A 26,276-nucleotide genomic window follows, 5' to 3' on the forward strand; every position below is an offset into this window, starting at 1 on the left:
CGCAATTTTTCGCAACACTGCGGATGCATGCAGCCTGGCCTCAAGAGTCCCATGAACTCATTTAAGCGCCGGGCGGGCAATTCGACTTATGGCCGAGACATCCGTTCGTGCAACCAAATCCGTAGCGGACAGGCTTCAGGCGCCGGTTCTTGAGCGATATCCGGTCCTGTCTCGTTGGGCTGTTCCAGACGCCAATGGTGCTTGTTCAGACGCAAAACTCTTCATTTGCTCGCCACACTCTTGTGAAGTTGTGAAAACCCGTTTTTTCACGCTCTTTTGAAGACGTGAACCTCAAAAAGGGCTGTCCCAGCCTGGCACCGCGCCCGATCTGGATGCCCCTCATGTAATACATGACAGGCAAAACGGGCAGACAGCTCAGTGACCGAGCGTAATGACAGCTCTGCAGATTCGCGAAAAGCAGTGATTTGCCAGGGAAACAGCAAGCGCGCCAGCTTCACTCGATCTGTGTGGGCGGCTCTCTGTGGGCGGTGCGGGGTGCCAATACAAGCGCATCAGCGGCGTTGCGGGCCCGATCAGGAGACGTCCTTATAATCGGGGGGAGATTGTAGCGAAGAAACGCGCGGAAATGGTCGTGTTTTATGACTTTTATTAGCCTTACGGTCAGACGGCCAACAACTGGCGGCTGCGTGCACGAGCGCGGGGCGCCTGTACCAGGGCGCTGGCGGGCAACGGCTGATGCAGCCAATTGAGACGGATCTCTTCGATTTCGACCCAGCCATCGCCCATGGGCTGCAGGCTGCATTGCTTGAATGCCTGGCAACGACCAGTGCGGTCGAGCAGGGCGAAGCAGCGGTGATGCGGGCGCGGGGTAAACAGGGAGATGAGAAAACGCATGGTCGGATACCGTGTCCGGGGAACTTGGGACCAGTCTGACAGCCCGGCATGACACCTCGGTGTAAGGACAATGACAACACGGTGACAGGAACCGGCCACCGCGACCCCTGTCAGACATTTCAGTATTCATGCGGCGACGCTAGTTCGCCGCGATGGCGCACCGCTATACTGCCGGCCTGTTTGTGCCCGATTCTGGAGAGAAGAGCATGTTGCAACGCCTGTTGTTCGGTTTGATCGCCGTGACCAGTCTGACCCTTGTCGGCTGTGCCCACAGCCCGCAACAACTTAACCCGGAACCCAAGCTCAACGCCCAGCTGGCGCCAGTGGGTCGCGGCCAGCCGGTGGTGGTGCGGGTCGTGGACGGTCGCCCGTCGCCAACCCTCGGCACGCGTGGTGGTCTGTACCCTGAAACCAGCGTGATCACGGTGCAGGGCGCACAGGTCCTGCCAAAATTGCAGGCCCAGGCTGAAGCGGCCGTGCGTCTGCTGGGCTTCACCCCGACGCAGAACGCAATGAACGCCCCGCAACTGACCGTGACCCTGGCCGAACTGAAATACCAGTCGCCCAAGGAAGGCATGTACGTGACCGAAGCCACCATCGGCGCGACGTTCCGTTCCGACGTGCAGAACGCCAACCGCCGCTACAGCGGTCGTTACGGTGCGTCGCTGGATCAACGCTTCGGCATGGCGCCCAACCAGGACACCAACACCAAGCTGGTCAGCGACGTGTTGAGCGATGCCCTGACCCGTCTGTTCAAGGACCCGACCATTGGTCAGGTGTTGGCGGAGTAAGCAGCAAGTCTGATATCCCTGTGGGAGCGAGCTTGCTCGCGATAGCGGCATTTCAGCCAACTCAATGTTGACTGATCCACCGTCATCGCGAGCAAGCTCGCTCCCACAGGGTTTTTTATGGGCGTGATTCACGCAGCCTGGGAATAGAGCTCCAGCACACTGATCCCGGTCAGCAGGTCTGTCTCCGGGAGGTCCGCATGTTGATGGCCGCCGAGGGCGCAGTACACCAGCCAATGACGATCCTGGACATTGAAGGACAGACTGCCGACAAGGTTCTGTTGTTCATCGCTCGGGCTGATCAGGTAGAGACGATCCTGGTTTTCGGCGTGCAGCATGACGGATTCCGTACGGTTTTGGAGGGCGACAGGGTGGCCTATCCATATGACGAAACCGTGACATGAAGAATTAGAAGGTTTGCACTTCGTCTTGTGGCGAGGGAGCTTGCTCCCGCTGGGCCGCGAAGTGGCCCCAAAACCTGCCAAATGCGGAGCATCAGACACACCGCACCCGCCGGCTTACGACTGCTTCGCAGCCGAGCGGGAGCAAGCTCCCTCGCCACGGGTCCATCATTTTTCTTAAGTGAACCGCATTGCGGGCATTGGGATCGTTACCGGTCGGAAAAAGCCGCGCAAGGCGACTGGCTTTCGGTAGAATCCGCGCCCTGTTCGTAGGCTCCGGGCGCAGCGCGTCCGTTTTCGCTTGAGGTTTGTGATGTCGTTGCAACTGTTCTCGCTGTTCGCTGCCCACCCCGCCAAACTGATCAACCTGCTCGCGCTGCTGTTTGCCTGTCCGGGTGGCTGGGTGCTGCACGCGACGCGTCGCCGCGAACTGCGCGCGCGGGCCTGTCTTGCGGAGCGCAGCAGCGAAGGCAATGAACGATTCGAAGCGCTGCTGGACCTGGCGACGCAACGCATGAACCGGTTTTTCTACCGTTTCGGCTTCGCTTGCCTGGGGTTGGCGCTGCTGATGTCGTGGATCAGCACGCAGTTCTGACAAAAAACAATCGGTCGCGGCTTTTGTGGCGAGGGGATTTATCCCCGTTGGGCTGCGCAGCGGCCCCCAGCCAGACAACCCGGTGTACCAGTACGATCGGGGTCGTTGCTTTTGGGGCTGCTGCGCAGCCCAGCGGGGATAAATCCCCTCGCCACAGGTCACTCGCGCTCAGGGCTGTCGCTTAAAGCGCCAGCCCCGCCCTGACCCGATACTGGTTACGCACCGGTGTCGCGTATTGCAGCACCAGAAACGGTCGGTGTTCCTCCGGGCAGGCTTCCAGCCGGCGCTGCCATTCTTCTTCAGCCTTGGCCAGTTCTTCGGCACCGAACACCTCGGCCGCCGTCGGAACCTGCAACTGCGGGTCGGCATCGGCCCATTGCGCGTAGGCCAGGTAATGCACCGGGAACAGGCGATAGCCGCCGAGTATCTGCCGGTCCATCTCCATGGCCAGTTGTTTGGTGTCCTCGAACAGTTCGGTGATCGGCGCGGCAAAGTTCACGTGGACCCGGCCCTTGTAACCGGTGATGCCTTTGGCAATGCTGACGTCGTCCTCGCCCGGCGCCTTCGTGTACGTGCCGGTGGTGGCGCGGATGTACAGCTCGCGGGCCTTGGCCTGGTCGCACGGGTCATATTCGTAGCTGATCGACACCGGCGTCAGGTTCAACGAGCGGATGACCTCGCCGAACGGCTCGTCCTTGCGGCTCATGTGGAACATCTTCAGGATCGCCGACTCGGTCCGGTCATCACCGTCCTTCGCCCGGCCCTCGGCCTGGGCGATCCAGATCGAGGCGCAATCGTTGCGGATCGAGTGGTTGATGTAGGCCGACAGCAACTGGTACGCCGCCATTTTTTCCCGGCGTCCGGTGATGGAGCGGTGCACGATGAAGCTCTTGTTCAGGCGCATCAGGTCGCTGACGAAGGGCTTTTGCAGCAGGTTGTCGCCAATCGCGATGCGCGGCGTCGGCAGGCCGGCGTGGTACACGGCATAGTTGACGAAGGCCGGGTCCATCACGATGTCGCGGTGGTTGGCGAGGAACAGGTAGGCATTGCCGGACTTGAATTGCTCGACCCCGGTGTAGGTCACGCCATCGGTGGCACGCTCGATGGTGTGGTCGACGTAGAACTCGACTTTGTCCTGCAACGTGGCAACGGAGGTCACACCGGCGAACTCTCGACGCAACTTCTGCGCTATAAGAGGTTTGAGCATCCAGCCGAAAGCGCCGGCCAGGCGCGGGAAGCGGAAGTGGGTGAGGATATCTAGAAACGCCTTGTCGCTGAGCAGCCGTGCCAGCACCGCTGGGACTTCGCTGTCGTTGTAAGGTCGGATGGCATCGAATTCGCCCATCATGCTCTCTTGTTGGAAACGGCTAGGGTAAGTAAAGGTTCGATCGAAAAACCGACGGGGCACGGCCTGGAAGATAGTCCAGGCAAAAATAGCCCTGCAAATAGACCGGCGATTATACGCACAAGTCACTTGGGAGACCGCGATGCTGGAAGCTGCTCTTTATGAATGTCCGTATTGTGGGGAGGAGGTAGAGACTTCCGTGGATTTGTCCGGCGGCGACCAGACCTACATCGAAGACTGCCAGGTCTGTTGCCGACCGATTACTTTCGTCCTGCAGGTCCACGAAGACGAATGGCACCTCGAGGTCTTCAGCGAAAACGAATGATGGGGCGGCCATGCAGCGAATCTACGAGCTGGAAAACCTGATGGAAGGCGAATTGCTCCAGGGCATGCTCGCCAGCGAAGGCATCACGGCGCACCTGGTGGGCCGCGATCTGGTGGGCGGCGCGGGTGAGCTGCCAATGTACGGCCTGCTGGGGCTGGCGGTGGAGGACGAACAGGCGCAGTACGCCCGGGAGCTGATCGCCGCCTACAATGCCGCGATGCCGGTGCCGGGCGATGAGCCTGACAGTTACCCCGGTACGCTGGTCTGTTAGGCTGGCGGCCGTTTGATACAAGAGTCGTGTTGCCCCATGTGTGGACGTTATGCCCTGTTTCGCTGGAACCCCGCTTTCGCGGCCTTGCCCGGCTTCCCCGCCGACCAGAAGGCCCAATGGAATATCTCGCCCAATGACTCGGTGCTGATGCTGCGCGCCGGCGCCGATGGACAGCGCGAACTGGCACGGGCGCGTTGGGGCCTGACGCCGCCGTGGCTGACCGATCTGTCCCGCACCCCGGCGCACGCCCGCGCCGAAACCGTGGCCGAGCAACCGATGTTCCGCGAAGCCCTGCGTTTGCGTCGTTGCCTGCTGCCCGCCAATGGTTTTTACGAGTGGCGCGGCGGCACGCGCAAGCGCCCGTACTGGCTGACGCCGGGGGAGGGCTCATCGCTGTTCTTTGCGGCGATCTGGGAAGCGTACCCGGTGCAGGAACAAGTGTGGCTGAGCACGGCGGTCATCACGCAGCCGGCGGCCGGCCAGCGCCGACCGTTGATTCTGGATGAAGAGGGCCAGCGCTTGTGGCTCGACCCCGAGACGCCCTTGCATGCCTTGCAAGGGTTGCTGGCGAGCGAGCCAGGGCAACTGCGCGAGCGGGTTCTGGCGAACATGGTCAACGACCCGAAACTCAATGGGCCGGAATGCCTGACCCCGGCCTGAGTTCTTTGGCGACAGCATTGGCCTCTTCGCGAGCAGGCTCGCTCCCACAGGGTTCGGCTCAAACCCTGAACTGATTGATCAACCGCCGTTGCTGCTCCGCCAGCCTGGTCAGCCCGGCACTGGCCGCGCTGGATTCGTCGGCGCCGCTTGCCACTTCGTTTGCCACCTGGCCGATGTTGATCACGTTACGGTTGATGTCATCGGCCACCGCGCTTTGTTCCTCGGCAGCGCTGGCGATCTGGGTGTTCATGTCGCTGATCACCGACACGGCCTGGGTGATCGTCTCCAGGGCCTGAGCCGCTTTTGCCGCGTGTTGCACACTTTCATCGGTACGCTGCCGGCTGTCTTCCATCACACGCACCACGTCCCGCGTACCCTGCTGCAGCTGCTGGATCATCGACTGGATTTCTTCGGTGGCCTGCTGGGTCTTCTGCGCCAGGTTGCGCACTTCATCGGCGACCACGGCAAAACCGCGACCCTGCTCACCGGCCCGTGCAGCCTCGATGGCCGCGTTGAGCGCCAGCAGGTTGGTCTGCTCGGCGATCCCGCGGATGGCGGTGAGAATCGCGTTGATGTTTTCGCTGTCCTTGGCCAACGTCTGCACCACGCCCACGGCCTTGCCGATCTCCACCGCCAAGGCACCGATGGACGTGGAGGTGTCGCGGACAATCTGCATGCCCTGGCTGGCGGCCTGGTCGGCGTGGCTGGCGGCTTGGGCTGCCTGGCTCGCATTCCGCGCCACGTCCTGGGCGGTGGCGGTCATCTCGTGCACGGCGGTGGCAACCTGATCGATTTCCGACATCTGCTTGTGTACGCCCTGGTTGGTGCGGATCGCGATGTCGGCGGTGTGCTCCGACGAATCGCTGACGCTCTGCACCGAGGTCACTACCTGGGTAATCATCCCCTGCAATTTGCTCAGGAACGTGTTGAAACCCTTGGCGATGGCCCCCAATTCATCGGCGCGGTCGCTGGTCAGCCGGCGCGTCAGGTCGCCTTCGCCCTGGGCAATGTCGTCGAGCATCGCCACCATTTGCTTGAGCGGCCGGGCGATACCGTGGCCCACCAGCCAGATCACCAGCAGGCCGATCGCGGCAATCGCCAGGCCGACCATGGCCATGCCGAAGATGTCGGTTTCGCGCTGGTCGTCGAGGTCTTTCTGCAAGGCTTGCAGATCCGCCATCACGGCATTCAGCGGCAATTGCAACATCAACGTCCAGCGCGCCTCGGTCTGGCCGATACCGAAAGGCATATACACCTCGATGTGGCCGTGTTCTTCATCGATGTCGTAACGCACTTCACCGATGCCGAGCCGGGTCAGGTTATCCAGTTCGTTGGCGTCCAGCAGGTCGCTGGCTTTCTCGCCGAGTTTGCCTGGGTCCTTGGTGAAGGCCACCAGCCGGTTGTTGCTTGCGAGCAGGGCCATTTCCCCGGCGCCGTCGTACAGCTTGGCGTCGGCGGCGACGAGCATGTCCTGGATGAAATTCACCGACAGGTCGGCGCCGACGATGCCCTGGAACTTGCCATCGATCAGGATCGGCTCGATGAACGAGGCGAGCATGGTCATGGTGTCGCCGACGCGGTACGGCGCGGGATCGATCACGCAGGCTTTTTTGCTGTCCTGGGAGCACAGGTAATATTCACTGGCACGAATGCCGGTGGACAGCAGTTTCTGGTCCGTCACGTCGGCGAGTTTTTCCAGGCCCAGGGTGCCGTCCTGATTGCGAAACCACCACGGCAGGAAGCGCCCGTTGTTTTCCATGCCCAGCACCTGGCTGTCTACATAGCGGGCGTCGTCGTGGTCGATGGCGTTCGGTTCCCAGGCGATGTAGGCACCGAGAATCTTCGGGTTGCGCACCACGGTTTCACGCAGCAGGCTGATCATCTGCTCGCGCGGGATGTTCAGTTGCGGGTTGCCGTCCGTTCCGTTCATGCCCATCAAGGCGTTGCTGGTGGCCAGCCCACGAGCGAGCAGCAGCGGCGCTTCGAGTTCGCGCTGGATCAGGCTGGCCTGGGTGCGGGCCAGCGCACTGAGGCGTTGCTCGATGAGTTGTTCGAACTGCGCCTTGGTCCGCTGTTGCACCATGTCCTGGGTGCGGGCGCCGGCGAACAATGCGTACAGCACCAGGGCGCCGACCACGCTGAGCACGATGGCACCAGCCAGGGCGGCAACGGAAAACTGGATCGATCTGAATTTCATAAAGGCTCCGGACGCGGAAGTGACGTCTGGACTTTTTATCGGCGTTTCCGGGGCATGGCATGAGGCACTGTTCGTCGGATGACTGTTTTGGCTAGACCGGTGTCGCAATCGGGCCAAGGGGGACTTGTCCGAAAATCGGTAATCCCTCGCTTCGTATCTGGCGCCGATACCAATCAGGGCCTAGGATACGCCCACGATTCCATGGAGCTTCTTTTGTATGAACAAGACTTTGATGGTGAGCGCTCTGGGCGCGGCTCTGCTGCTCGCCGGTTGCCAATCGGTCAATACCACCAGCGGCGGAGCCGTGGGGGTGGAACGCAAGCAGTACATGTTCAGCATGCTGTCGACCGCTGAGGTCAACCAGATGTATGCGCAGTCCTATCAGAAGACGTTGGGTGAGGCGAGCTCCCAAGGCGCCCTGGACAAGACCAGCAGCGATGCCAAGCGCTTGCAAGTCATTGCCGACCGTCTGATTGCCCAGGCGCCTGTGTTCCGCCCGGACTCGGCGCAATGGAACTGGGAAGTGAACCTGATCAAGAGTGATGAGCTCAACGCCAACTGCGGTCCTGGCGGCAAGATCATGTTCTATAGCGGCCTGATCGATCAGTTGAAGCTGACCGACGCCGAGATCGCCGCGATCATGGGCCATGAAATCGCCCACGCCTTGCGCGAGCACGGCCGTGAAGCGATGTCCAAGGCCTATGGCATCGAAATGGCCAAGCAGGGCGCCGGTGCCATATTCGGCCTGGGCCAGGACAGCCTGGCGCTGGCCGACACCGTGGCCAACTACGGCATGACCTTGCCCAACAGCCGTGGCAACGAGAACGAAGCCGACCTGATCGGCCTCGAGCTGGCCGCCCGGGCCGGCTACGACCCGAACGCGGCGATCACCCTGTGGAACAAGATGGCCAAGGCTTCGGAAGGGGCACCACCGGAATTCATGAGCACCCACCCCTCGTCGACCAGCCGGATCGCCTCGTTGCAGGCGGCGATTCCGAAGGTGATGCCGCTTTACCAGCAGGCCAGGAAGTAAGGGCGAACCTGCCGGCCTCTTCGCGAGCAGGCTCGCTCCCACAAAGACAAAGCGGTCATCTGAGGGAGCGAGCCTGCTCGCGAAGAACGATAACGCGGTAGCTCTGGAATCGGATCAAACCCACCCACTACTCTGCATTGCCTTGTACACCGCGACGATCGCCAGGATGAAAAACGCCGAGGCGGCCAGGCGGCGGATGAGGGCAAGCGGCAGTTTCTCGGCGGCGAAATTGCCCGCCAGTACCACCGGCACGTTAGCGATCAACATACCCACGGTGGTGCCGATGATCACCAGCCACAACTCCGGGTACTGCGCGGCAAGCATCACCGTGGCGATCTGGGTCTTGTCACCGATTTCCGCCAGGAAAAACGCGATCAGCGTGGTCAGGAAAGGTCCGAACCTGCGAGCCGTATTGGCTTCCTCGTCGTCCAGCTTGTCCGGCACCAGGGTCCACAGCGCGGTGGCGGCAAAGCTCGCCGCGAGGATCCAGTGCAACACCGAGTCGGAGAAGAACCCGCTGACCCAGGCACCTACCGCGCCGGCCGCCGCATGGTTGGCCAGGGTTGCGGCGACGATGCCGGCAATGATCGGCCAGGGTTTGCGAAAGCGTGCGGCGAGGATGAGCGCGAGCAATTGCGTCTTGTCGCCGATTTCGGCCAGCGCAACGATGGCGGTGGGTACCAGGAAAGAGTCCAGCATCAGGTGATTCCTAAGAGGGGCGGGTCGACACGGCTATGACACGTACAGCCTTCCCGCCCCGGGTAAGGTGTGCGTGTCATAGGTCTTGTCAAACCCAGCGACCATCTGCGTGGACGCTTGGGCCGCATACGCCATGGTCTGCTGACCAAGTATGTTGACGTATGCCGGGCGAGCATGGCGCTCGCGGGAGACTACTCCCCTAGGACGGAGCGGATTCTGCCTAGGCAAATCCGTTTGGGCAAGCGCTGTTTTTCAAAAACGCCTTAGCCGCGCTTGGCTCGGTAGATGCGAAAACCCTGGCCTTCGGCCTTGATCGTGCACGTGCCCAGATGCTCCTCGATCAGCGGCTGGTACTTGAGGAAACTGTTCGCGACCAAGCGCAGTTCGCCGCCGTTTTTCAGATGTTTGGCCGCTTTTCGCAGCAGGTTTTCCGTGGCGTGATAATCGGTGTGCACGCCGACATGGAACGGCGGATTGCTCAGGATTGCGTTCAGGCCCATGGGCGCGGCATCGATTCCATCACCGGTCAACACTTCGGCTTCCAGCCCGTTGGCGGCCAGGGTCAGGCGACTGCTGGCGGCGGCAAAGGCATCCACGTCCAGCAGGGTGACGGTATTGTGCGGGTAGCGCCGCTTGACCGCCGCGCCCAGTACACCGGCACCACAACCGAAATCCAGCAGATGGCCGCTGGGCAGCTTGTCCAGGTGCTCCAGCAGCAACGCGCTGCCGCGATCCAGCCGACCATGGCTGAACACCCCCGGCAGGCTGATCACTTTCAACGGGCCTTCGGCCAGGGGCAGCTCGTAGGTCTGCGCCAGGCTTTCCAGCGGCTTGGCCTGCGGGGCGTTGGCGACGGTGACTTGCCACAGTTGGCAATGCCGCGCGCTGTCGAGCTTGCGTGGCTTGCCGAACGGGTTGAGCTGCTTGGAAGCACCTTCGATGCCGCTGCGCTTTTCCCCCACCAGGTACACCTCGCGACCGGCCAGGCGCGCGGCCACGGCGTTGAGAATGTAGTCGGTCAGGTCCTTGGCCTTGGGCAGGAACACCACGGCCGTTTCGAATTCCCGCTCGGGTACGTTCACGCCAAAGTGGCTACGTTGCGCAAAGCGCGCATCCAGCGCGGCCTGGTCGCCGGCATGCCAGCACCAGCCGTGGGCCTCGGGCAAACGTCCGAGCAGATCGTCGGCGGGCAGGCCGGCCAGCAGGACCGGGCCCTGGAACAATTCGGGCTGACGAAGCAGTACTTCACTGCGCGGATCCATGGTCTGCTCCTTGTAAAAAAGTGCGGCAGTTTATCAACTGACGACCCGGCGCGCTGTACCGCTGAAATAGCCTTGGGCGTTTTCCGTCAGTTGGCCGACGATCCGCTGCCGCGCCTCGCGGCTGCCCCAGGCGTTGTGCGGGGTGATGATCAGCCGCGGAATGTCGCCGGCCAGCAAGGGATTGCCTTGGGTCGGCGGCTCCACGCTCAGCACGTCGCTGGCCGCGCCGCCCAGGTGACCGCTGCGCAAGGCGTCGGCCAGGGCCTGTTCGTCAATCAGGCCGCCACGGGCGGTGTTGACCACGAACGTGCCGGGCTTGAGCAGCGCCAGTTCGCGCGCGCCGATGAAGTGGCGGGTGTGCTCGTTGAGCGGGCAGTGCAGGGTCAGGGCATCGATCTGCGGTAACAGCTCATCCAGCGGCAAGCGATCCGGCCGTGCCGGACGCCCGGGAATCTGCCCCAGCAGCACATGCATGCCAAAGGCTTGCGCCAGCCGGGCGACGGCGCCGCCCAGTTCGCCATGGCCGAGCAAACCCAGGGTCTTGCCTTGCAGCTCGACAATCGGATAATCCAGCAGGCAGAACTGCGAAGCCTGTTGCCAGCGACCTTCAGCCACGGCTTTCTGGTAGTCGGCGAGGCGCGTCGCCAGGTTCAGCAACAGCATGATCGTGTGCTGGGCCACCGACGGCGTGCCGTAGCCTTGGCAATTGCACACGGTGATTCCGTGGTGGCGGGCAGCGGCGAGGTCGACGTTATTGGTGCCGGTAGCGCTGATCAGGATCAGCTTCAATTCAGGGCTGGCGGCCATGGCTGCCGCGTCGATCACTACCTTGTTGGTGATCGCCACCGTCGCCCCCTTGAGTCGCTCGGTCACCTCGTCCTGGCGGGTCCCGGCGAACAATTGCAGTTCGCCGAAGCAATCGCGCAACGGGCCCAGGTCCAGGTCGCCGAGGTCCAGGGAAGGGTGGTCGAGAAAAACGGCGCGGGCGGTGTTCGTCATCAGCTGTACCTGTCATGTAAAGAACCGAAGGCGTAATGTGGCGAGCCTATCAGATGAATCGTGGCGAGGGGGCAAGCTCCCTGGCCCACGGGATTTCATTCACCAAGAGATGTCGCAAGGAGCCCACCATGTACCTCACCGAATTCCTCACCGTCGCCCTGATCCACCTGCTGGCGGTCGCCAGCCCCGGTCCGGACTTTGCCGTGGTGGTGCGCGAAAGCGTAACCCATGGCCGACGTGCCGGGACCTGGACGGCGCTGGGCGTAGGCACGGCGATTTTCCTGCATGTGGGGTATTCGTTGCTGGGCATCGGCCTGATCGTGTCGCAATCGATCGTGCTGTTCAACGCGCTGAAGTGGGCCGCGGCCGCGTACCTGCTGTACATCGGCTTCAAGGCCCTGCGTGCGCAACCGGCCAAGGCTTCCGGAGAAAACCTGCACAAGGAGGCTGGCGAGCGTACCGCTCGCGGTGCGTTCACCGCAGGTTTTGTCACTAATGGCCTGAACCCCAAGGCAACGCTGTTCTTCCTGTCGCTGTTCACCGTGGTGATCAATCCCCATACGCCGCTGGCGATCCAGGCCGGCTACGGCGTGTACCTGGCGATCGCCACGGCGGCGTGGTTCTGCATGGTGGCGATGCTGTTCAGCCAGGCGCGGGTGCGTGCCGGTTTCGCCCGCATGGGCCACTGGTTCGACCGGACCATGGGCGCCGTGCTGGTGGCCATTGGCGTGAAACTGGCCTTCACCGAGGCGCGCTGACCGCGCCTGAACATGTCCCTGAGATGGCTCAAGGCTAGTATTTGCGGGCGGATCAAATCATTCCTTCGGCTGATTTGATCCGCGGGCAGGCACTTTAGAGTGCTTACCTTCCAGCCAAGACCGTGCAGTCAGAAAAGGGACCCTTATGTTGCAGACTCGCGTTATCCCTCCAGCCGAAGGCGCTTACCAATACCCGTTGCTGATCAAACGGCTGCTGATGTCCGGTGCGCGTTACGAGAAAACCCGCGAGATCGTCTACCGCGACCAGTTGCGCTACAGCTATCCGACGCTGATCGAGCGCGTCGCGCGGCTGGCCAACGTGCTGACCGAGGCCGGAGTGAAGGCCGGTGACACCGTTGCGGTGATGGACTGGGACAGCCATCGCTACCTGGAATGCATGTTCGCGATCCCGATGATCGGCGCGGTGATCCACACCATCAATGTGCGCCTGTCACCGGAGCAGATCCTCTACACCATGAACCACGCCGAGGACCGCTTCGTGCTGGTCAACAGCGAGTTCGTCGGCCTCTACCAGGCGATCGCCGGCCAGCTGACCACGGTAAAGAAGACGCTGCTGCTGACCGACCTGGCGGACAAGACCGCCGACCTGCCGGACCTCGTGGGCGAGTACGAGCAACTGCTGGCCGCCGCCAGCCCGACTCATGATTTCCAGGATTTCGACGAGAACTCCGTCGCCACCACGTTCTACACCACCGGCACCACGGGCAATCCCAAGGGCGTGTACTTCACCCATCGGCAACTGGTGCTGCACACCCTGGGCGTGTCGACCATCATGGGCTCCATCGACAGCGTGCGGCTGTTGGGTACCAACGATGTGTACATGCCGATCACGCCGATGTTTCACGTACATGCCTGGGGCCTGCCGTACGTGGCGACCATGCTCGGGCTCAAGCAGGTCTACCCCGGGCGTTACGATCCAGAGTTCCTGGTCGAGCTGTGGCGCAAGGAAAAGGTCACCTTTTCCCATTGCGTGCCGACCATTTTGCAGATGGTCCTCAACGCCAAGGGCGCCCAGCAAACCGATTTCGGCGGCTGGAAAATCGTCATCGGCGGCAGCGCCCTCAACCGCAGCCTGTACGAGGCGGCCAAGGCCAAGGGCATCCAGCTCACCGCCGCCTACGGCATGTCCGAAACCGGGCCGCTGGTATCCTGCGCGCACCTCAACGACGAGCTGATGGCCGGCGGTGAAGACGAACGCATCACCTACCGGATCAAGGCCGGCGTGCCGGGGCCGCTGGTGGAAGCAGCGATCGTCGACGGCGAGGGCTGTTTCCTGCCCGCGGACGGCGAGACCCAGGGCGAACTGGTGCTGCGCGCGCCGTGGCTCACCGAAGGTTATTTCAACGAACCGCAGAAAGGCGCCGAGCTCTGGAAGGGCGGCTGGCTGCACACCGGCGACGTCGCCACGCTCGACGGCATGGGCTTCATCGATATCCGCGACCGGATCAAGGACGTGATCAAGACCGGCGGCGAATGGATCTCGTCCCTGGACCTGGAAGACCTCATCAGCCGTCATGCGGCGGTACGCGAAGTAGCAGTGGTCGGCATCCCCGATCCGCAGTGGGGCGAGCGCCCGTTCGCCTTGCTGGTCATTCGCGAAGGGCACCAGCTCGGGGCTCGCGAGCTCAAGGAACACCTCAAGCCATTTGTCGAGCTGGGGCACCTGAGCAAGTGGGCGATCCCGAGCCAGATCGCCCTTGTTACGGAAATTCCCAAGACCAGCGTTGGCAAGCTCGACAAGAAGCGCATCCGCGTCGACATCAGCGAATGGCAGAGCAACAACAGCACCTTCCTCTCGACGCTCTGAGCGTACCCGCCGTGCCTGAAAAGGGCACGGCAGGCCCACCCGGCAAGCGCTTGTCTTGTCAAACCGGAAATTTCAGCCATCCTTGCCGTGCCGACATCCGTCGGCCTGGCGAAGGACTGTTCCAGAGTGGTCGAAGGCTGCAAATCACACTTTAGAGGGATCAAGCCGTACTACCTGCTGGCTATAGTCCGCTCAAGGATTTTCGGAATGGGACGCGCGTGCCAGCACGGCGAAGGGTTTCCGGAAATGCCCACTGCCATAACAATAAAACACATGGAGTTGCGTCGATGACCTCAGCAAACACTTTCTGGCGCCGGGCAAAACTGCCTCTGGCCGTCAGTCTTGCCTCTTCGCTCGCCGGCCCGGCATTCGGCGTCAGCTTCAACATCGGTGAAATCGAAGGCCAGTTCGACTCGGCCCTGTCGGTCGGCGCAAGTTGGTCCACGGCCAAGGCCAACCGCGACCTGATCGGCGTCAACAACGGTGGCAAGGGCCTGTCCCAGACCTCCGACGACGGTCACTTGAACTTCAAGCGCGGGGAGACCTTCTCGAAGATCTTCAAGGGTATCCATGACCTGGAGCTGAAGTACGGCGACACCGGTGTGTTTGTACGTGGCAAGTACTGGTACGACTTCGAACTCAAGGACGAAAACCGCCTGTACAAGGACATCAGCGACAGCAACCGCAAGGAAGGCGCCAAGTCCTCCGGCGGGCAGATCCTCGATGCGTTCGTCTACCACAACTACGATATCGCCGATCAGCCGGGCTCGGTCCGCCTCGGCAAGCAAGTGGTCAGCTGGGGTGAAAGTACCTTTATCCAGGGCGGTATCAACGCCATCAACCCGGTCGACGTGTCCGCGTTCCGTCGCCCCGGTGCCGAGGTCAAGGAAGGGCTGATCCCGGTCAACATGTTCTACGTGTCCCAGAGCCTGACCGACAACCTGTCGGCCGAAGCGTTCTATCAACTGGAATGGGACCAGACTGTCGTCGACAACTGCGGCACGTTCTTCTCGCAGCCGGACGTCATCGCCGACGGTTGTGACGACAACCTGCGCGTCTTGAACAAACGTTCGCGGATTCCGGGCGCAGCCTTGCCGACCCTGACCGCCCTGGGCGTCAACGTGAACGAGGAGGGCGTGCTGGTTCGCCGTGGTCCCGACCGTGATGCCCGTGACAGCGGCCAATGGGGCCTGTCGTTCAAATACAACTTCGAGCCGCTGGACACCGAGTTCGGCGCCTACTTCATGAACTACCACAGCCGGGCGCCAATCTTCAGCGCCACGGGCGCCGCGTCACGTTTCTATACCCAGCCGCTGGGGCCGTTGGCCGCATTGCGTCCGGTGATCGTGGCGGGTAACTCGAACTACTTCGTCGAGTACCCGGAAGACATCCGGCTCTATGGCCTGAGCTTTTCCACCACGCTGCCCACCGGCACCGCGTGGAGCGGTGAGCTGAGCTATCGGCCGAATGCTCCGGTACAACTGAGCACCACCGATATCCTGTTCGCCGGTGTCACGCCAATTCCGGGCTTTGGTAACGCCTCCGTACTGGACGGCGCGCCGGGCCAGGACCTGCATGGCTATCGCCGCAAGGAAATCACCCAGTTCCAGACCACCTTCACGCACTTTCTCGACCAGGTCATGGGCGCCAGCCGCCTGACCCTCGTCGGTGAGTTGGGCGTGACCCACGTTGGCGGCCTGGAAAGCCGCTCCGAAGCGCGCTACGGCCGTGATCCGGTGTTCGGCCCGGGCGAACTGCCCAACGGCTTCTGCAATACCCTCAACACCTCGACTGCGGCAGGTGGCGGCCAGACCATCAGCGGGGTGAACAGCAACTGCAACAACGACGGCTTCACCACGTCGACCTCGTGGGGCTACCGCGCTCGCGCCATCTGGGAATACCCGGATGTCTTCGCCGGTGTGAACCTCAAGCCCAACGTGGCCTGGTCCCATGACGTCAAGGGTTACTCGCCAGGTCCTGGCGCCAACTTCGAGGAAGGCCGCAAAGCCGTCAGCCTCGGGCTGGATGCCGAGTACCAGAACACTTACAACGCGAGCCTGGCCTACACCAACTTCTTTGGTGGCGACTTCAGCACCGTGGATGATCGCGACTTCCTGGCGCTCAGCGTCGGCGTGAACTTCTAAGCACCGTATTTCAGGACGACACACTATGAAAATAACCAAGAATCTGTTGCAAGTCGGTGTGCTGGGGCTGTCGCTTTTGGCGGCCAGCGTCATGGCCGCCGTGCCTGCCGCCGAAGCCGACAAACTGGGCAAGAGCCTGACGCCGATGGGCGCCGAAATGGCCGGCAACGCCGATGGTTCGATTTCCGCCTGGAAACCCATGGCCAAGAACGCCGGCAGCGTCGACGGCAAAGGCTTCCTCTCCGACCCGTACGCCAGTGAGAAGCCGCTGTTCACCATCACCGCGCAGAACGTCGAGCAGTACAAGGCCAAGCTTGCGCCCGGCCAGTACGCGATGTTCAAGCGCTACCCGGAAACCTTCAAGATGCCGGTCTACCCGACCCATCGCGGCGCTACCGTGCCGGACGAAGTCTTTGCTTCCATCAAGAAAAACGCGGTCAACACCAAACTGGTCTCCGGTGGCAACGGTCTGGAGAACTTCGAGACGGCTGTGCCGTTCCCGATTCCCCAGAGTGGCGTCGAAGTGATCTGGAACCACATCACCCGCTATCGCGGCGGCAGCGTGACGCGCCTGGTGACCCAGGCCACGCCGCAGCCCAACGGCTCCTACAGCCTGGTGTACTTCCGTGACCAGTTCGTGTTCCGCGACAAGATGAAGGATTTCGATCCGGCCAACCCTGGCAACATCCTGTTCTACTTCAAGCAGCAAGTGACCGCTCCGGCGCGTCTGGCCGGCGGCGTGTTGCTCGTCCACGAAACCCTCGACCAGGTGAAGGAACCGCGTTCGGCGTGGGTCTACAACGCCGGCCAGCGCCGTGTGCGTCGCGCCCCGCAAGTGTCCTATGACGGCCCGGGTACCGCCGCCGATGGCTTGCGTACCTCCGACAACCTGGACATGTACAACGGTGCGCCGGACCGCTACGACTGGAAGCTTGAAGGCAAAAAAGAGCTGTATATCGCCTCCAACAGCCACAAGATCGATTCGCCGCAGCTCAAGTACGCGGACATCATCAAGGCCGGCCACATCAACCAGGACCTGACGCGCTACGAGCTGCGTCGTGTCTGGCACGTGACCGCGACCCTGAAGGAAGGCCAGCGCCACATCTACGCCAAGCGTGACTTCTACATCGACGAAGACACCTGGCAAGCCGCGGTCATCGACCACTACGACGGCCGTGGCCAACTGTGGCGCGTAGCCGAGGCCCATGCCGAGAACTACTACGACAAGCAAGTGCCGTGGTATGCCCTGGAAACCATCTACGACCTGCAGTCCGGTCGCTACCTGGCCCTGGGCATGAAGAACGAAGAAAAATCGGCCTATGACTTCGGCTTCACCGCCAGCACCGCCGACTTCACGCCTAACGCCCTGCGTCAGGAGGGCATTCGCTAAACGCTCCACCCGAGGCCGCATCCTCGAAAAAACGCCCCGGCTGGTTCGGGGCGTTTTTTTTGCCTGAAAAAAAACTTCCTGGCCACAATAGTTGCCAACCGCTTGTAGCCTTTTTGTAGCCATTTGTAGCACTCCCTTCAATACCTCCTCGTTTACCGCTAGTCTGCGGACATCTGCAACGCCGCCACCCGCATTCCAACAAGAGCCGGCCATGACTGATTTGTCTTCACCTGCGGATTCTGCCCGCGCAGCCATCGCGGTACAGGACGGGCGTTTCTACCGCCCGCCCTTGCCCGACGGCCACGTCGCGCGGCCGCGGTTGTGCGAGCGTCTGAGCGCTGGGCTCGGCGGTCGCCTGCTGCTGGTGAGTGCACCGGCGGGGTTCGGCAAAAGCTCCCTGGCGGTGGAATTCTGCCAGAGCTTGCCGGCCCATTGGCGGAGTCTCTGGTTGGGGCTCAGTGCCCGGGACAATGATCCGGGCCGCTTCCTGGAGCGGCTGCTCGAAGGGCTTCAGGCCTTTTATGCGCAGCTGGGCGGACGGGCGTTGGGCCTGCTGAAGATGCGCCAGCGGCACCAGCCCTTTGCTTTCGAGGAGTGGCTCGACGGCTTGCTGGATGAACTGTCCAGCCACCTTTCCTCCCGCGCCCCGCTGTTGCTGGTACTCGACGATTACCACCTGGCCCAGAGTCCGGTGCTGGATCGTTGCCTGCAGTTTTTCCTCAATCACCTGCCCGAGGGCTTGCTGGTGCTGGTCACCAGCCGCCAGCGTCCGGACTGGCACCTGGCGCGCCTGCGCCTGTCGCGGCAATTGCTCGAACTCAACGAGCAGGACCTGCGCCTGACCCATGACGAAGCGTTCACCTTGCTCCAGCACCACAGCAGCTCGCTGCGTGGCGAGGCACTGGAGAGCCTGATCCAGCGCAGCGAAGGCTGGGTCGCCGGGCTGCGTTTCTGGCTGCTGGCCGCTTCCGAGGCAGGTAGCGAAGGCCGGCTGCCCCAGGCGCTGCATGGCGGTGAAGGGCTGATTCGCGATTATCTGCTCGAAGAAGTCATCGATTGCCTGCCGCCCGAGGTGCAGGCGTTTCTCTACGACACCGCGCCACAGGAGCGCTTTTGCAGCGAACTGTGCGATGCGGTGCGCGACGCCCATGACAGTCACGAAATTCTTCAGTACCTGGCCGCCCACCAGGTTTTTCTGGTGCCGCTGGACGAGCACGGCCACTGGTATCGCTACCACCACCTGTTTTCCGACCTGTTGCGCAGCCGCCCCAGCGCGCCGGCCATGGTGCCGGCCGCGACCCTGCACTTGCGCGCCTGTCGCTGGTTCAATGCCCGAGGCCTGATCGACGAAGCCGTGGAGCAGGCGTTGCGTGCCGGGCACCTGGACGTGGCGGCGAACCTGGTGCAGAACCTTTCGGAAGAACAACTGCTGGCCGAGCAGAACGTCGGCATGTTGCTGCGCTGGAAAATGGACCTGCCTGATAGCCTGCTCATCAGCACCCCACGGCTGATCGTGCTCTACAGCTGGGCGTTGGGCCTGGCCAGCCAGCTGGATGCCGCCGAGGAGCTGGCCGCCCACTTGAGTCGCTTCCTGCCGGCGCCGTCGGCCACCGCGCAAAAATCCATGCTCGCCCAGTGGCTGGCCCTGAGCGGCATCGTCGCCCGCGGGCGTGGCGACCGAGAGGCCACGCTGCGCTATTGCACCGAAGCCCTGGAAAGCCTGCCGCAGAAACGCTATGGCCAGCGCCTGATGTGCTTGTCCACCCTGTCGAACCTGGCGATTGCCGACGGTGACCTGTGGCGCGCCCGCGCACTGAACCGCGACTCCCTCGAACTGGCGCAGCGGGTCGGCAATCCGTTGTTCGAGGCGCTGGCCCATTACGATCGTGCACGGGTGTTGCAGGCGCGAGGGGAGATCCTGCGCGCACTCGATGAAGTGAAGCAGGGGCTGCAGCGACTGCATGGATTGTCGCCGCAACGGCTGTATGCGGTGCGCGCGCGATTGGTGCTGTACGAAGGTTTCCTGTTGACGCTGCGCATGCAGTCCCAAACCGGATTGGCACGGTTGCAGGCCGGCTTGACCGAAGCCCGGGCTTGTCGCGATATCAGTGTGTTGATCGGCCACTGCGTGATTGCCCGGGTCGAAGGCTATAACGGCGAATTCGCCCGGGCCTTCGCCGAGCTGGCCGAGGCCGAGCGCCTGATGCACATCTGGGATGTACCACCGGTTTACTACCTGGCGATGATCACCCTGGTCAAATGCGAGCTCTGGCTGGCCCAGGGCCGTACCGAGCTGGCCGAAGCCTGGCTGGCGCGGCTGGGCCAGACCTACACCGGCGAACGGGCCGCCGCGCCACCGGAATTCCACCCGCAGTTGCCGTTGCATGTCGAGCTGCAGCAGGCATTGCTGGAATCCATAAAGGGCCAACCGATGCAGGCCGAGGGGCGCCTCGATGCCTTGCTTGAGCACGCACAGCAAACCGGGCGGCAGATGCTCAGTGTGATGGTGCTCAACCAGAAGGTTGCCTTGCTGCTGCGCCTGGGCCGCGAGCCCGAGGCCCGCAGCACCCTGGCCCAGGCGTTCGATGCCGCCATCGGCGGCGTGTTGCAGCCTTTCGAATGGTTGTTGCGAGAGCATCGTGAATGGCTGCGCGAACAGTTGCTGCACGCGCCGCCCAGTGACGTGCGCCAGCACTTGCTCGAATGCTTGCCGTCGACCGCGACGCCAGCGATCGAACCCTCGGTCCCGGTCGAAACCCTCAGCAGCCGCGAGAGGGCAGTGCTGCAACTGATCGCCCAGGGATGTTCCAATCAGGAAATCAGCGAGCAGTTGTTCATCTCGCTGCACACGGTAAAAACCCATGCCAGCCACATCAACAGCAAACTTGGCGTCGAACGCCGCACCCAGGCCGTGGCGCGGGCGAAGGCCTTGGGGTTGTTGGGCTGAGTTCTTTACTCCCGTGGCGAGGGAGCTTGCTCCCGCTGGGTTGCGAAGCGACCCTAAGATCTGACAGCGCGGTGTGGCAAGCTATGAGTTGCTCCGCAACTCAGCGGGGATAAATCCCCTCGCCACAAAAGCCAATGAGCGTGAGCCAAGGAACCACTTGAATGCCGCCCCTTTACCAAACCATCCAATCCCCCGTAGGCGAGCTGATCCTTGTCGCCCGCGGCACCAAGCTGGCGGCCATCCTGTGGGAGAACGAGCGGCTCAACCGGGTGCGCCTCGGACCGTTGGAGCAGGACAGTGATCATCCGACCCTCAAGGAAACCGAGCGTCAACTGCTGGAATATTTTTCTGGCCAACGCCGCCGTTTCGAGCTTGAACTGGATTTCGCCGGCACCGACTTCCAGGTGCGGGTCTGGCAGGCTCTGCTGACCATCCCGTTCGGCGAAACCCGCAGCTATCGCGACATAGCCATCCAGATCGGCCAACCGACCGCGACGCGCGCGGTCGGCGCCGCCAACGGACGCAACCCGATCTCGATCATCGCGCCCTGCCATCGGGTCATCGGCACCTCCGGCAGCCTCACCGGTTTCGCCGGCGGCCTTGCCGCCAAACAGTTCCTGCTGAGCCTCGAAGGCCAACAGAGCCTGCAACTGGCGTTCTGAAGCCTGCCCCTGCCCAATCCCTGTGGGAGCGAGCCTGCTCGCGAAAGTAGCCGTTCAGCTCAAGGGCGACTTCGGCGCCAGCATGCGCGTGGGCGGCTTGCCGTTGGCGTTGTGTTGATAGATCTGCGCCGGTTGCCCCTGTTCGTTGAAAAACACCTGGCCGATCCCCGCCGAGTTCCACAGCCGTTCCCCGGCTTCGGCATGTTCCGGGACATGAGGGACGATGCGCATGCTGCGGCGCTTGGTGAACCAGTTCAAGGGCGAGCGTGGTGAATAGAGCCAGCGGTTCAGCCGATCGAACCATTCCAGCAGCGCCGGCGGGAACTCGTTCTTGATACCGCTGCTGGTGATCTGCCAGACACGTGGGCCGCCCTTGCGGTGCGGGATCAGCACCTCGTAGACGAAGGAATAATGCACATCGCCGGACAACACCACGTAGCTTCCCGGCGTGCGCGAGTGGCGGAAAATATTCAGGATCACCTGGGCCGCGCCACGGTGGGCCATCCAGTTCTCCGCATCCACCAACAGCGGGTAGCCGCACCAGCTGAACAGCCGCTGCACGGTCTCGATCAGCTTGACGCCAAAGATCGGCGCCGGCGAGACGATGATCGCCGAGCGATGGTCCAGCAGTTCCTGCTGCAGTTCGCTCAGGGCTTCCCAGTCCAGCAGGCCCGACGGCTGCTTGAGGCTGTTCTCGCTGCGCCAGCGGCGGGTGCGGGTGTCGAGCACCACGAGCGCCGGCGTGCTCGGCAACACGTAATGCCATTGCTGGAAACCGAGCAGGGTGTCGATCAACGCATCCTGGGGCCCGCTGTCGATGTAGCGGTCCCGGGCGGTGTCGCTCAAGGCCACGGTCTGCTCGATCACTTCGCCAAAGGCATCCGGGTTGTTGCCCCAGCCCTGGCAGAGCAGATAGGCGATCAGCGCGTTGCCGATGATGCGTTTGGAGAAGGGATGGCCGTAGGCCGTTTCCTCCCATTGCGCGGACAGGTTCCAGTCATCGGTGATGTCGTGATCATCGAAAATCATCAGGCACGACAGATGGGCGAACACCCGTGCCACGCCATCCAGCCCGGTCTTGAATGCCTCGATGCGCTGTTGTTCGAGGTCGTAGCGCTGGCGCCGTTCTGCGGTCAATTCAGGCGGTTGCGGATCGATCAGCGTCCACGGTACGGACGACCACACCAGCAGATACATCGCCATGACCTCGGCGAAGGTCACCAGATGGTTGTCGGCGCTGCTGCTGGTGAAGATCGGCTTGCGCGCCCCGCCGAAAAAACGTTCGCGCAGGGTTTTGTTGCTCTCAAGCGCCGGTAACAGATCCGCGCGGTGATAATAACTGGCCGGGTGTTGGTAGAGTTTGGCGCTGTCTTCCACCACCGCACCTTCCAGGCACTCCTCGAACAGGCCCAAGCGCTCGATCAGGGCATGAATCGCCCGCAACATCGGCCCGGCGACATCGTCGGCGTACACCTGGTCGCCGCTCATCATCAGCAATGCCGGACGCTGCTCCGCAGACTGCGCCAACAAGCGGTCGACACAGAGCAGACCATCATTGGCCGGGAAATGGGGTTTACGACACGAGCCGTGGACCAGCTGTTCGATACGCGAATGCAGCATGAAATTCGGACGCTTTGCGTCGCCGTACAACAGATGCGGCGCCCATTCGGCAATGGGAGCGCCGTCCACCAGCAGGTCGTAGTCAATCGCCACGTCCTGGGGCAGGGGCGTATCGAGTGTCACATCGATCAAATGCACAAACGCTCGTTGCCCCACCGGCACCACGGTGCAGCGCGACGCATCCAGCGCCAGGTCGCCGACGCCGTCGATACTCAGCGTCAACGCCAACGCTCGTGTCCCCACCAGCCACATCACCAGCCGCGTCGGCTCCAGTCGTCGCAAGAGCGGGCCGACAAGGACGGGGGGGAGGGTGATCGGGGTATCGGAAGGGGCCGGCAACATGCGTGGGAAAAGCTCTGCTTCAGAATAAAGCAGGGATCATAACGCATGCGTACGCTGGGAGGGGGCATGCGCACCTGCGGCAATGGAGCATTGCTCCCTCACCACAGGGCGGTATGTTCAGCTCGGAATAATCAGCTCATCCCCAACCAGTTAGGCAGCGCGAGCGAGATCCACGGTACATAGGTAATCAGCACCAGGAACGCCAGCAGAATCATCAGCCACGGCATGGCCGCGCGGATGGTCGCCGTCAGCGACATGCCGGTCACCGCCGAGGTGACGAACAGATTCAAGCCCACCGGCGGCGTGATCAGGCCGATCTCCAGGTTCACCACCATGATGATGCCCAGGTGGATCGGGTCGATGCCCAGCTTCATGGCGATAGGGAACAGGATCGGCGCCAGAATCAGGATGATCGCCGACGGCTCCATGAACGCACCGGCAATCAGCAGCACGATGTTGACCACCAGGAGGAAGGTTACTGGCGTCAGCCCGGCCTCGATCACCCACGCAGTGATTTGCTGCGGCAGTTGCTCGGTGGTCAGCACGTGGGCGAAGAGCATGGCGTTGGCGATGATGAACATCAGCATGATGCTCAGCTTGGCCGACTCCAGCAGCACCTTGGGGGTTTCGCGGAACGTCAGGTCCTTGTAGACGAACAACGCGATAAACGCTGAGTAGACCGCCGCCACTGCTGCTGCTTCGGTGGGCGTGAACATCCCCGAATAGATCCCACCGAGGATGATCACCATCAGCAGCAAGCCCCAGATGGCCTGGCGTGCCGTGCTCAGCCATTCCCGCAGCGTCGCCCGAGGCATCGCCGGGAGTTTTTTCTTAACCGCGACGATGTAGATCGCCACCATCAAGAAGAACCCCAGCAGCAGGCCCGGTATCACACCCGCCATGAACAATTTTCCTACCGAGGTTTCGGTCGCGGCGGCATAGACCACCATGACGATCGACGGCGGAATCAGGATGCCCAGAGTCCCGGCGTTGCAGACGATGCCGGCACCAAACGCCTGGGGATAACCTGAGCGCACCATGCCGGCAATGGCAATCGAACCCACCGCTGCCACCGTCGCGGGGCTGGAACCGGACAACGCGGCAAACAACATGCACGCCAGCACCGCCGCAATCGCCAGGCCACCGCGGACGTGTCCGACGCAGGCGTTGGCAAAGTCGATCAACCGTCGTGCCACGCCACCCGTGGTCATGAACGCACCGGCCAGCAGGAAGAATGGAATCGCCAGTAGGGTGTAGTGCTCGGATGTCTCGAACAGCTTGATTGCCAGGGAGCGTACGGAGTCGGGGCTGAAGAAAATGATCGTCAGCGAGCCGGCCAGCCCGAGGGAAATGGCGATGGGCACGCCAATGAACATCAGCACGAACAGCGCGATGAACAGGAAGGCAATGGTCATGGCTTGTCTTCCTCGATCTCGGTCAGTTTGATCGCTTCGGCCGCTTCATCGGCAAGACCCAGGCCTGTCTGACGGTTCATCAGGATGCGCACCAGGATTTCCGCGAAGCGGATAAACACCAAGGCAAAACCTACCGGCACGATCAGCCCTACGTGCCATTGCATGATGCCGAAATGGCCGAGGTCTTCCGCGCCGATCTGGGCAATCATCAAGGTATTGATCCATTCGTAACTCGCCACGGCCAGCAACCCGGCGTAGGCCAGGCAGCACAGGCAGGCGATCACGCCGATAATGCGCTGCACCGGTTTGCTCGCCAGTTTCACCAACGCGTCGACGCCGATGTGGCCGGCCGTGCGCACGCCATACGACAGGCCAAAAAAAATCAGCCAGCCAAACAGCGCCTTGGTCAGCGCGCTGCTCCAGGTCATGGCCTGGGCCATGCCCATGATGCCGTCGCCAATGGCGAACATCGGTTCGCTGGCGGCTGGCCAGTTGTCGCCAAGGCTGTAGAACACTGCATAAAGGTTGTTGAGGACCACGTAGACGAAAGTGACCAACGTCATGGCGGCCAGAAGGAAGGCAATGAAACCTTCCTCGAAATGTTCCCAGGTGCGCCGAAGGGCGTTCATGGATGGCATCTCCTGCAGGGAGGACGACAGGCCGGCGCTGCCACGGCGGCAGCGCCGACCAACCCATTACTGAGCCTTGTTGGAGGCTTCGGCGGCTTGGATCAGGTCAGCGCCGATGTCACCTTCGAACTTCTTCCAGACCGGTTTCATCTTGTCGCGCCATGCGTTGCGTTCTTCAGGCGTGAGGGTAATGATCTCGGTGGTCTTGGCGTCGAGGATGCGCTGCTTGTCGTTCTGGTTCAGTTGCGCCGCTTCCTTGTTCACATGGGCGGTGACTTCCACAAGGATCTTGTCCAGTTCGCTGCGTACGTCCGGCTGCAAGCCATTCCAGAACTTGGTGTTGGTAATCAGCATGTAGTCGAGCAAGCCATGGTTGGACTCGGTGATGTACTTCTGCACTTCATGCATTTTCTGGCTGTAGATGTTCGAGTAGGGGTTTTCCGCACCGTTGACCACGCCGGTCTGCAGGCCTTGGTACACCTCGGCGAAACTCATCTTGCGCGGGTTGGCATTGACGGCCTTGAACTGTTCTTCGAGCACGGCAGACGCCTGCACGCGGAACTTCAAGCCACGGGCATCCTTGGGTTCGCGCAGTGGTTTGTTGGCAGAGAGTTGCTTCATGCCGTTGTGCCAATAGGCCAGGCCGGTGATGTTCTTGCTTTCCATTGACTTGAGCAGTTTCTGACCTTCAGGGCTCAGTTGGAAACGGTCCACGGCAGAGATGTCATCAAACAGGAACGGCAGGTCAAACAACTGCACCGTCTTGGTGTATTGCTCGAACTTGGCGAGCGATGGCGCGATCATTTGCACGTCACCCAGGAGCAGGGCTTCCATTTCCTTGCCATCGCCGAATAACGACGAGTTGGGGTACACCTCGACCTTAACCTTGCCCGGCAGCCGTTCTTCCACCAACTTTTTGAAGAGCAGCGCGCCTTGGCCTTTGGGGGTTTGTTCGGCCACCACGTGCGAGAACTTGATAACCACCGGATCAGCCGCCATGGCGGTGCTCAGCGTGCTGAGGGCCAATGTGCAGACGAGAGCTTTCCACATAGGTTTAAACATAGGGGGTTCCTTTTATTTTTAGTTTTTCACGTGCGGGCTCATTCAAAAC

Annotated in this window: 23 protein-coding genes, 1 pseudogene and 1 riboswitch; of the genes and pseudogenes, 12 read left to right on the forward strand and 12 right to left on the reverse strand. The window is 62.1% G+C overall.

The window, feature by feature from the left end; translation table 11 throughout:
* Positions 1–621: 621 nt before the first annotated feature.
* Complete coding sequence (locus J3P84_RS05110; RefSeq protein WP_434628382.1) at positions 622–855, reverse strand: hypothetical protein; 234 nt, start codon at positions 853–855, stop codon at positions 622–624.
* A gap of 206 nt (positions 856–1,061) precedes the next feature.
* Here J3P84_RS05110 and J3P84_RS05115 point away from each other — a divergent pair, with 206 nt between their 5' ends.
* A complete protein-coding gene (locus J3P84_RS05115) occupies positions 1,062–1,646 on the forward strand; it encodes a YajG family lipoprotein (RefSeq protein WP_305498883.1) in 585 nt (194 codons plus the stop codon).
* A gap of 128 nt (positions 1,647–1,774) precedes the next feature.
* Here J3P84_RS05115 and J3P84_RS05120 read toward each other — a convergent pair whose 3' ends face one another.
* Complete coding sequence (locus J3P84_RS05120) at positions 1,775–1,981, reverse strand: hypothetical protein (RefSeq protein ID WP_047229420.1); 207 nt, start codon at positions 1,979–1,981, stop codon at positions 1,775–1,777.
* Positions 1,982–2,357: 376 nt separating this feature from the next.
* Here J3P84_RS05120 and J3P84_RS05125 point away from each other — a divergent pair, with 376 nt between their 5' ends.
* Positions 2,358–2,639, forward strand: coding sequence for a hypothetical protein (locus J3P84_RS05125; RefSeq protein WP_434571881.1), 282 nt, complete (start codon positions 2,358–2,360; stop codon positions 2,637–2,639).
* Positions 2,640–2,820: 181 nt separating this feature from the next.
* On the opposite strand, the gene J3P84_RS05130 is transcribed toward J3P84_RS05125, so the two are convergent.
* Complete coding sequence (locus J3P84_RS05130; protein WP_434628385.1) at positions 2,821–3,987, reverse strand: 1-acyl-sn-glycerol-3-phosphate acyltransferase; 1,167 nt, start codon at positions 3,985–3,987, stop codon at positions 2,821–2,823.
* 139 nt (positions 3,988–4,126) lie between these two features.
* On the opposite strand from J3P84_RS05130, the gene J3P84_RS05135 reads away from it, so the two are divergent.
* The 3 genes from J3P84_RS05135 to J3P84_RS05145 are packed head-to-tail and all read left to right on the forward strand — an operon-like array spanning position 4,127 to position 5,240.
* Complete coding sequence (locus J3P84_RS05135) at positions 4,127–4,309, forward strand: CPXCG motif-containing cysteine-rich protein (RefSeq protein ID WP_186634586.1); 183 nt, start codon at positions 4,127–4,129, stop codon at positions 4,307–4,309.
* Between the two features lie 10 nt (positions 4,310–4,319).
* On the forward strand, positions 4,320–4,580 hold the full coding sequence (locus tag J3P84_RS05140) for a putative signal transducing protein (protein WP_305498888.1): 261 nt from the start codon (positions 4,320–4,322) through the stop codon (positions 4,578–4,580).
* A 36-nt stretch (positions 4,581–4,616) separates the two neighbouring features.
* Positions 4,617–5,240 carry an SOS response-associated peptidase gene (locus J3P84_RS05145; RefSeq protein WP_305498889.1) on the forward strand — a complete coding sequence of 208 codons (624 nt, stop codon included), beginning with the start codon at positions 4,617–4,619 and terminating at the stop codon, positions 5,238–5,240.
* A 58-nt stretch (positions 5,241–5,298) separates the two neighbouring features.
* Here J3P84_RS05145 and J3P84_RS05150 read toward each other — a convergent pair whose 3' ends face one another.
* Positions 5,299–6,141 carry a methyl-accepting chemotaxis protein gene (locus J3P84_RS05150; RefSeq protein ID WP_434631162.1) on the reverse strand — a complete coding sequence of 281 codons (843 nt, stop codon included), beginning with the start codon at positions 6,139–6,141 and terminating at the stop codon, positions 5,299–5,301.
* 63 nt (positions 6,142–6,204) lie between these two features.
* Positions 6,205–7,437 (reverse strand): annotated as a pseudogene (locus tag J3P84_RS05155) (methyl-accepting chemotaxis protein); the annotation flags it as partial.
* 217 nt (positions 7,438–7,654) lie between these two features.
* On the opposite strand from J3P84_RS05155, the gene J3P84_RS05160 reads away from it, so the two are divergent.
* Positions 7,655–8,470, forward strand: coding sequence for a M48 family metallopeptidase (locus J3P84_RS05160; protein WP_434628390.1), 816 nt, complete (start codon positions 7,655–7,657; stop codon positions 8,468–8,470).
* Between the two features lie 114 nt (positions 8,471–8,584).
* Here the strand turns inward: J3P84_RS05160 and J3P84_RS05165 are convergent, their stop codons facing one another.
* The 3 genes from J3P84_RS05165 to J3P84_RS05175 form a co-directional block, all read right to left on the reverse strand.
* Positions 8,585–9,169, reverse strand: coding sequence for a TMEM165/GDT1 family protein (locus J3P84_RS05165; protein WP_305498893.1), 585 nt, complete (start codon positions 9,167–9,169; stop codon positions 8,585–8,587).
* Positions 9,170–9,259: 90 nt separating this feature from the next.
* A riboswitch (yybP-ykoY riboswitch) is annotated at positions 9,260–9,382 on the reverse strand.
* Between the two features lie 50 nt (positions 9,383–9,432).
* Complete coding sequence (locus tag J3P84_RS05170) at positions 9,433–10,431, reverse strand: methyltransferase (protein WP_434571887.1); 999 nt, start codon at positions 10,429–10,431, stop codon at positions 9,433–9,435.
* A 33-nt stretch (positions 10,432–10,464) separates the two neighbouring features.
* Positions 10,465–11,430, reverse strand: a complete 966-nt coding sequence (locus tag J3P84_RS05175) for a 2-hydroxyacid dehydrogenase (RefSeq protein WP_434628394.1) — start codon at positions 11,428–11,430, stop codon at positions 10,465–10,467.
* 128 nt (positions 11,431–11,558) lie between these two features.
* Between J3P84_RS05175 and J3P84_RS05180 the strand changes: the two genes are divergently transcribed.
* The 6 genes from J3P84_RS05180 (at position 11,559) to J3P84_RS05205 (ending at position 21,159) form a co-directional block, all read left to right on the forward strand.
* Positions 11,559–12,188, forward strand: a complete 630-nt coding sequence (locus J3P84_RS05180; protein ID WP_434628397.1) for a LysE family transporter — start codon at positions 11,559–11,561, stop codon at positions 12,186–12,188.
* A 145-nt stretch (positions 12,189–12,333) separates the two neighbouring features.
* Positions 12,334–14,016 (forward strand): fatty acid--CoA ligase, encoded by a 1,683-nt coding sequence (locus J3P84_RS05185; protein WP_434571892.1) that lies wholly within the window; start codon positions 12,334–12,336, stop codon positions 14,014–14,016.
* Between the two features lie 287 nt (positions 14,017–14,303).
* Positions 14,304–16,160: a DUF1302 domain-containing protein gene (locus J3P84_RS05190; protein WP_434628401.1), complete on the forward strand. Its 1,857-nt coding sequence runs from the start codon at positions 14,304–14,306 to the stop codon at positions 16,158–16,160.
* Between the two features lie 25 nt (positions 16,161–16,185).
* A complete protein-coding gene (locus J3P84_RS05195; RefSeq protein ID WP_434628404.1) occupies positions 16,186–17,550 on the forward strand; it encodes a DUF1329 domain-containing protein in 1,365 nt (454 codons plus the stop codon).
* Positions 17,551–17,761: 211 nt separating this feature from the next.
* Positions 17,762–20,497, forward strand: coding sequence for a LuxR C-terminal-related transcriptional regulator (locus tag J3P84_RS05200; RefSeq protein ID WP_434628407.1), 2,736 nt, complete (start codon positions 17,762–17,764; stop codon positions 20,495–20,497).
* A gap of 161 nt (positions 20,498–20,658) precedes the next feature.
* Positions 20,659–21,159, forward strand: coding sequence for a methylated-DNA--[protein]-cysteine S-methyltransferase (locus J3P84_RS05205; protein WP_434571899.1), 501 nt, complete (start codon positions 20,659–20,661; stop codon positions 21,157–21,159).
* A gap of 54 nt (positions 21,160–21,213) precedes the next feature.
* Here the strand turns inward: J3P84_RS05205 and J3P84_RS05210 are convergent, their stop codons facing one another.
* From J3P84_RS05210 to dctP, 4 genes are all read right to left on the reverse strand, one after another.
* Positions 21,214–23,121 (reverse strand): alkaline phosphatase D family protein, encoded by a 1,908-nt coding sequence (locus tag J3P84_RS05210; RefSeq protein WP_434628410.1) that lies wholly within the window; start codon positions 23,119–23,121, stop codon positions 21,214–21,216.
* A 131-nt stretch (positions 23,122–23,252) separates the two neighbouring features.
* On the reverse strand, positions 23,253–24,536 hold the full coding sequence (gene dctM / locus J3P84_RS05215) for a C4-dicarboxylate TRAP transporter large permease protein DctM (protein ID WP_434601811.1): 1,284 nt from the start codon (positions 24,534–24,536) through the stop codon (positions 23,253–23,255).
* The gene (locus tag J3P84_RS05220) at positions 24,533–25,165 is read right to left on the reverse strand and encodes a TRAP transporter small permease (RefSeq protein ID WP_434571904.1); all 633 of its coding nucleotides are present in this window, start codon (positions 25,163–25,165) and stop codon (positions 24,533–24,535) included. The genes dctM and J3P84_RS05220 overlap by 4 nt, the downstream gene beginning before the upstream one ends.
* A gap of 66 nt (positions 25,166–25,231) precedes the next feature.
* Positions 25,232–26,227 (reverse strand): C4-dicarboxylate TRAP substrate-binding protein DctP, encoded by a 996-nt coding sequence (dctP, locus tag J3P84_RS05225; RefSeq protein WP_434628415.1) that lies wholly within the window; start codon positions 26,225–26,227, stop codon positions 25,232–25,234.
* Between the last annotated feature and the right edge of the window lie 49 nt (positions 26,228–26,276).

The sequence above is a fragment of the Pseudomonas sp. Z1-29 genome, assembly GCF_051131995.1.
GTDB lineage: Bacteria > Pseudomonadota > Gammaproteobacteria > Pseudomonadales > Pseudomonadaceae > Aquipseudomonas.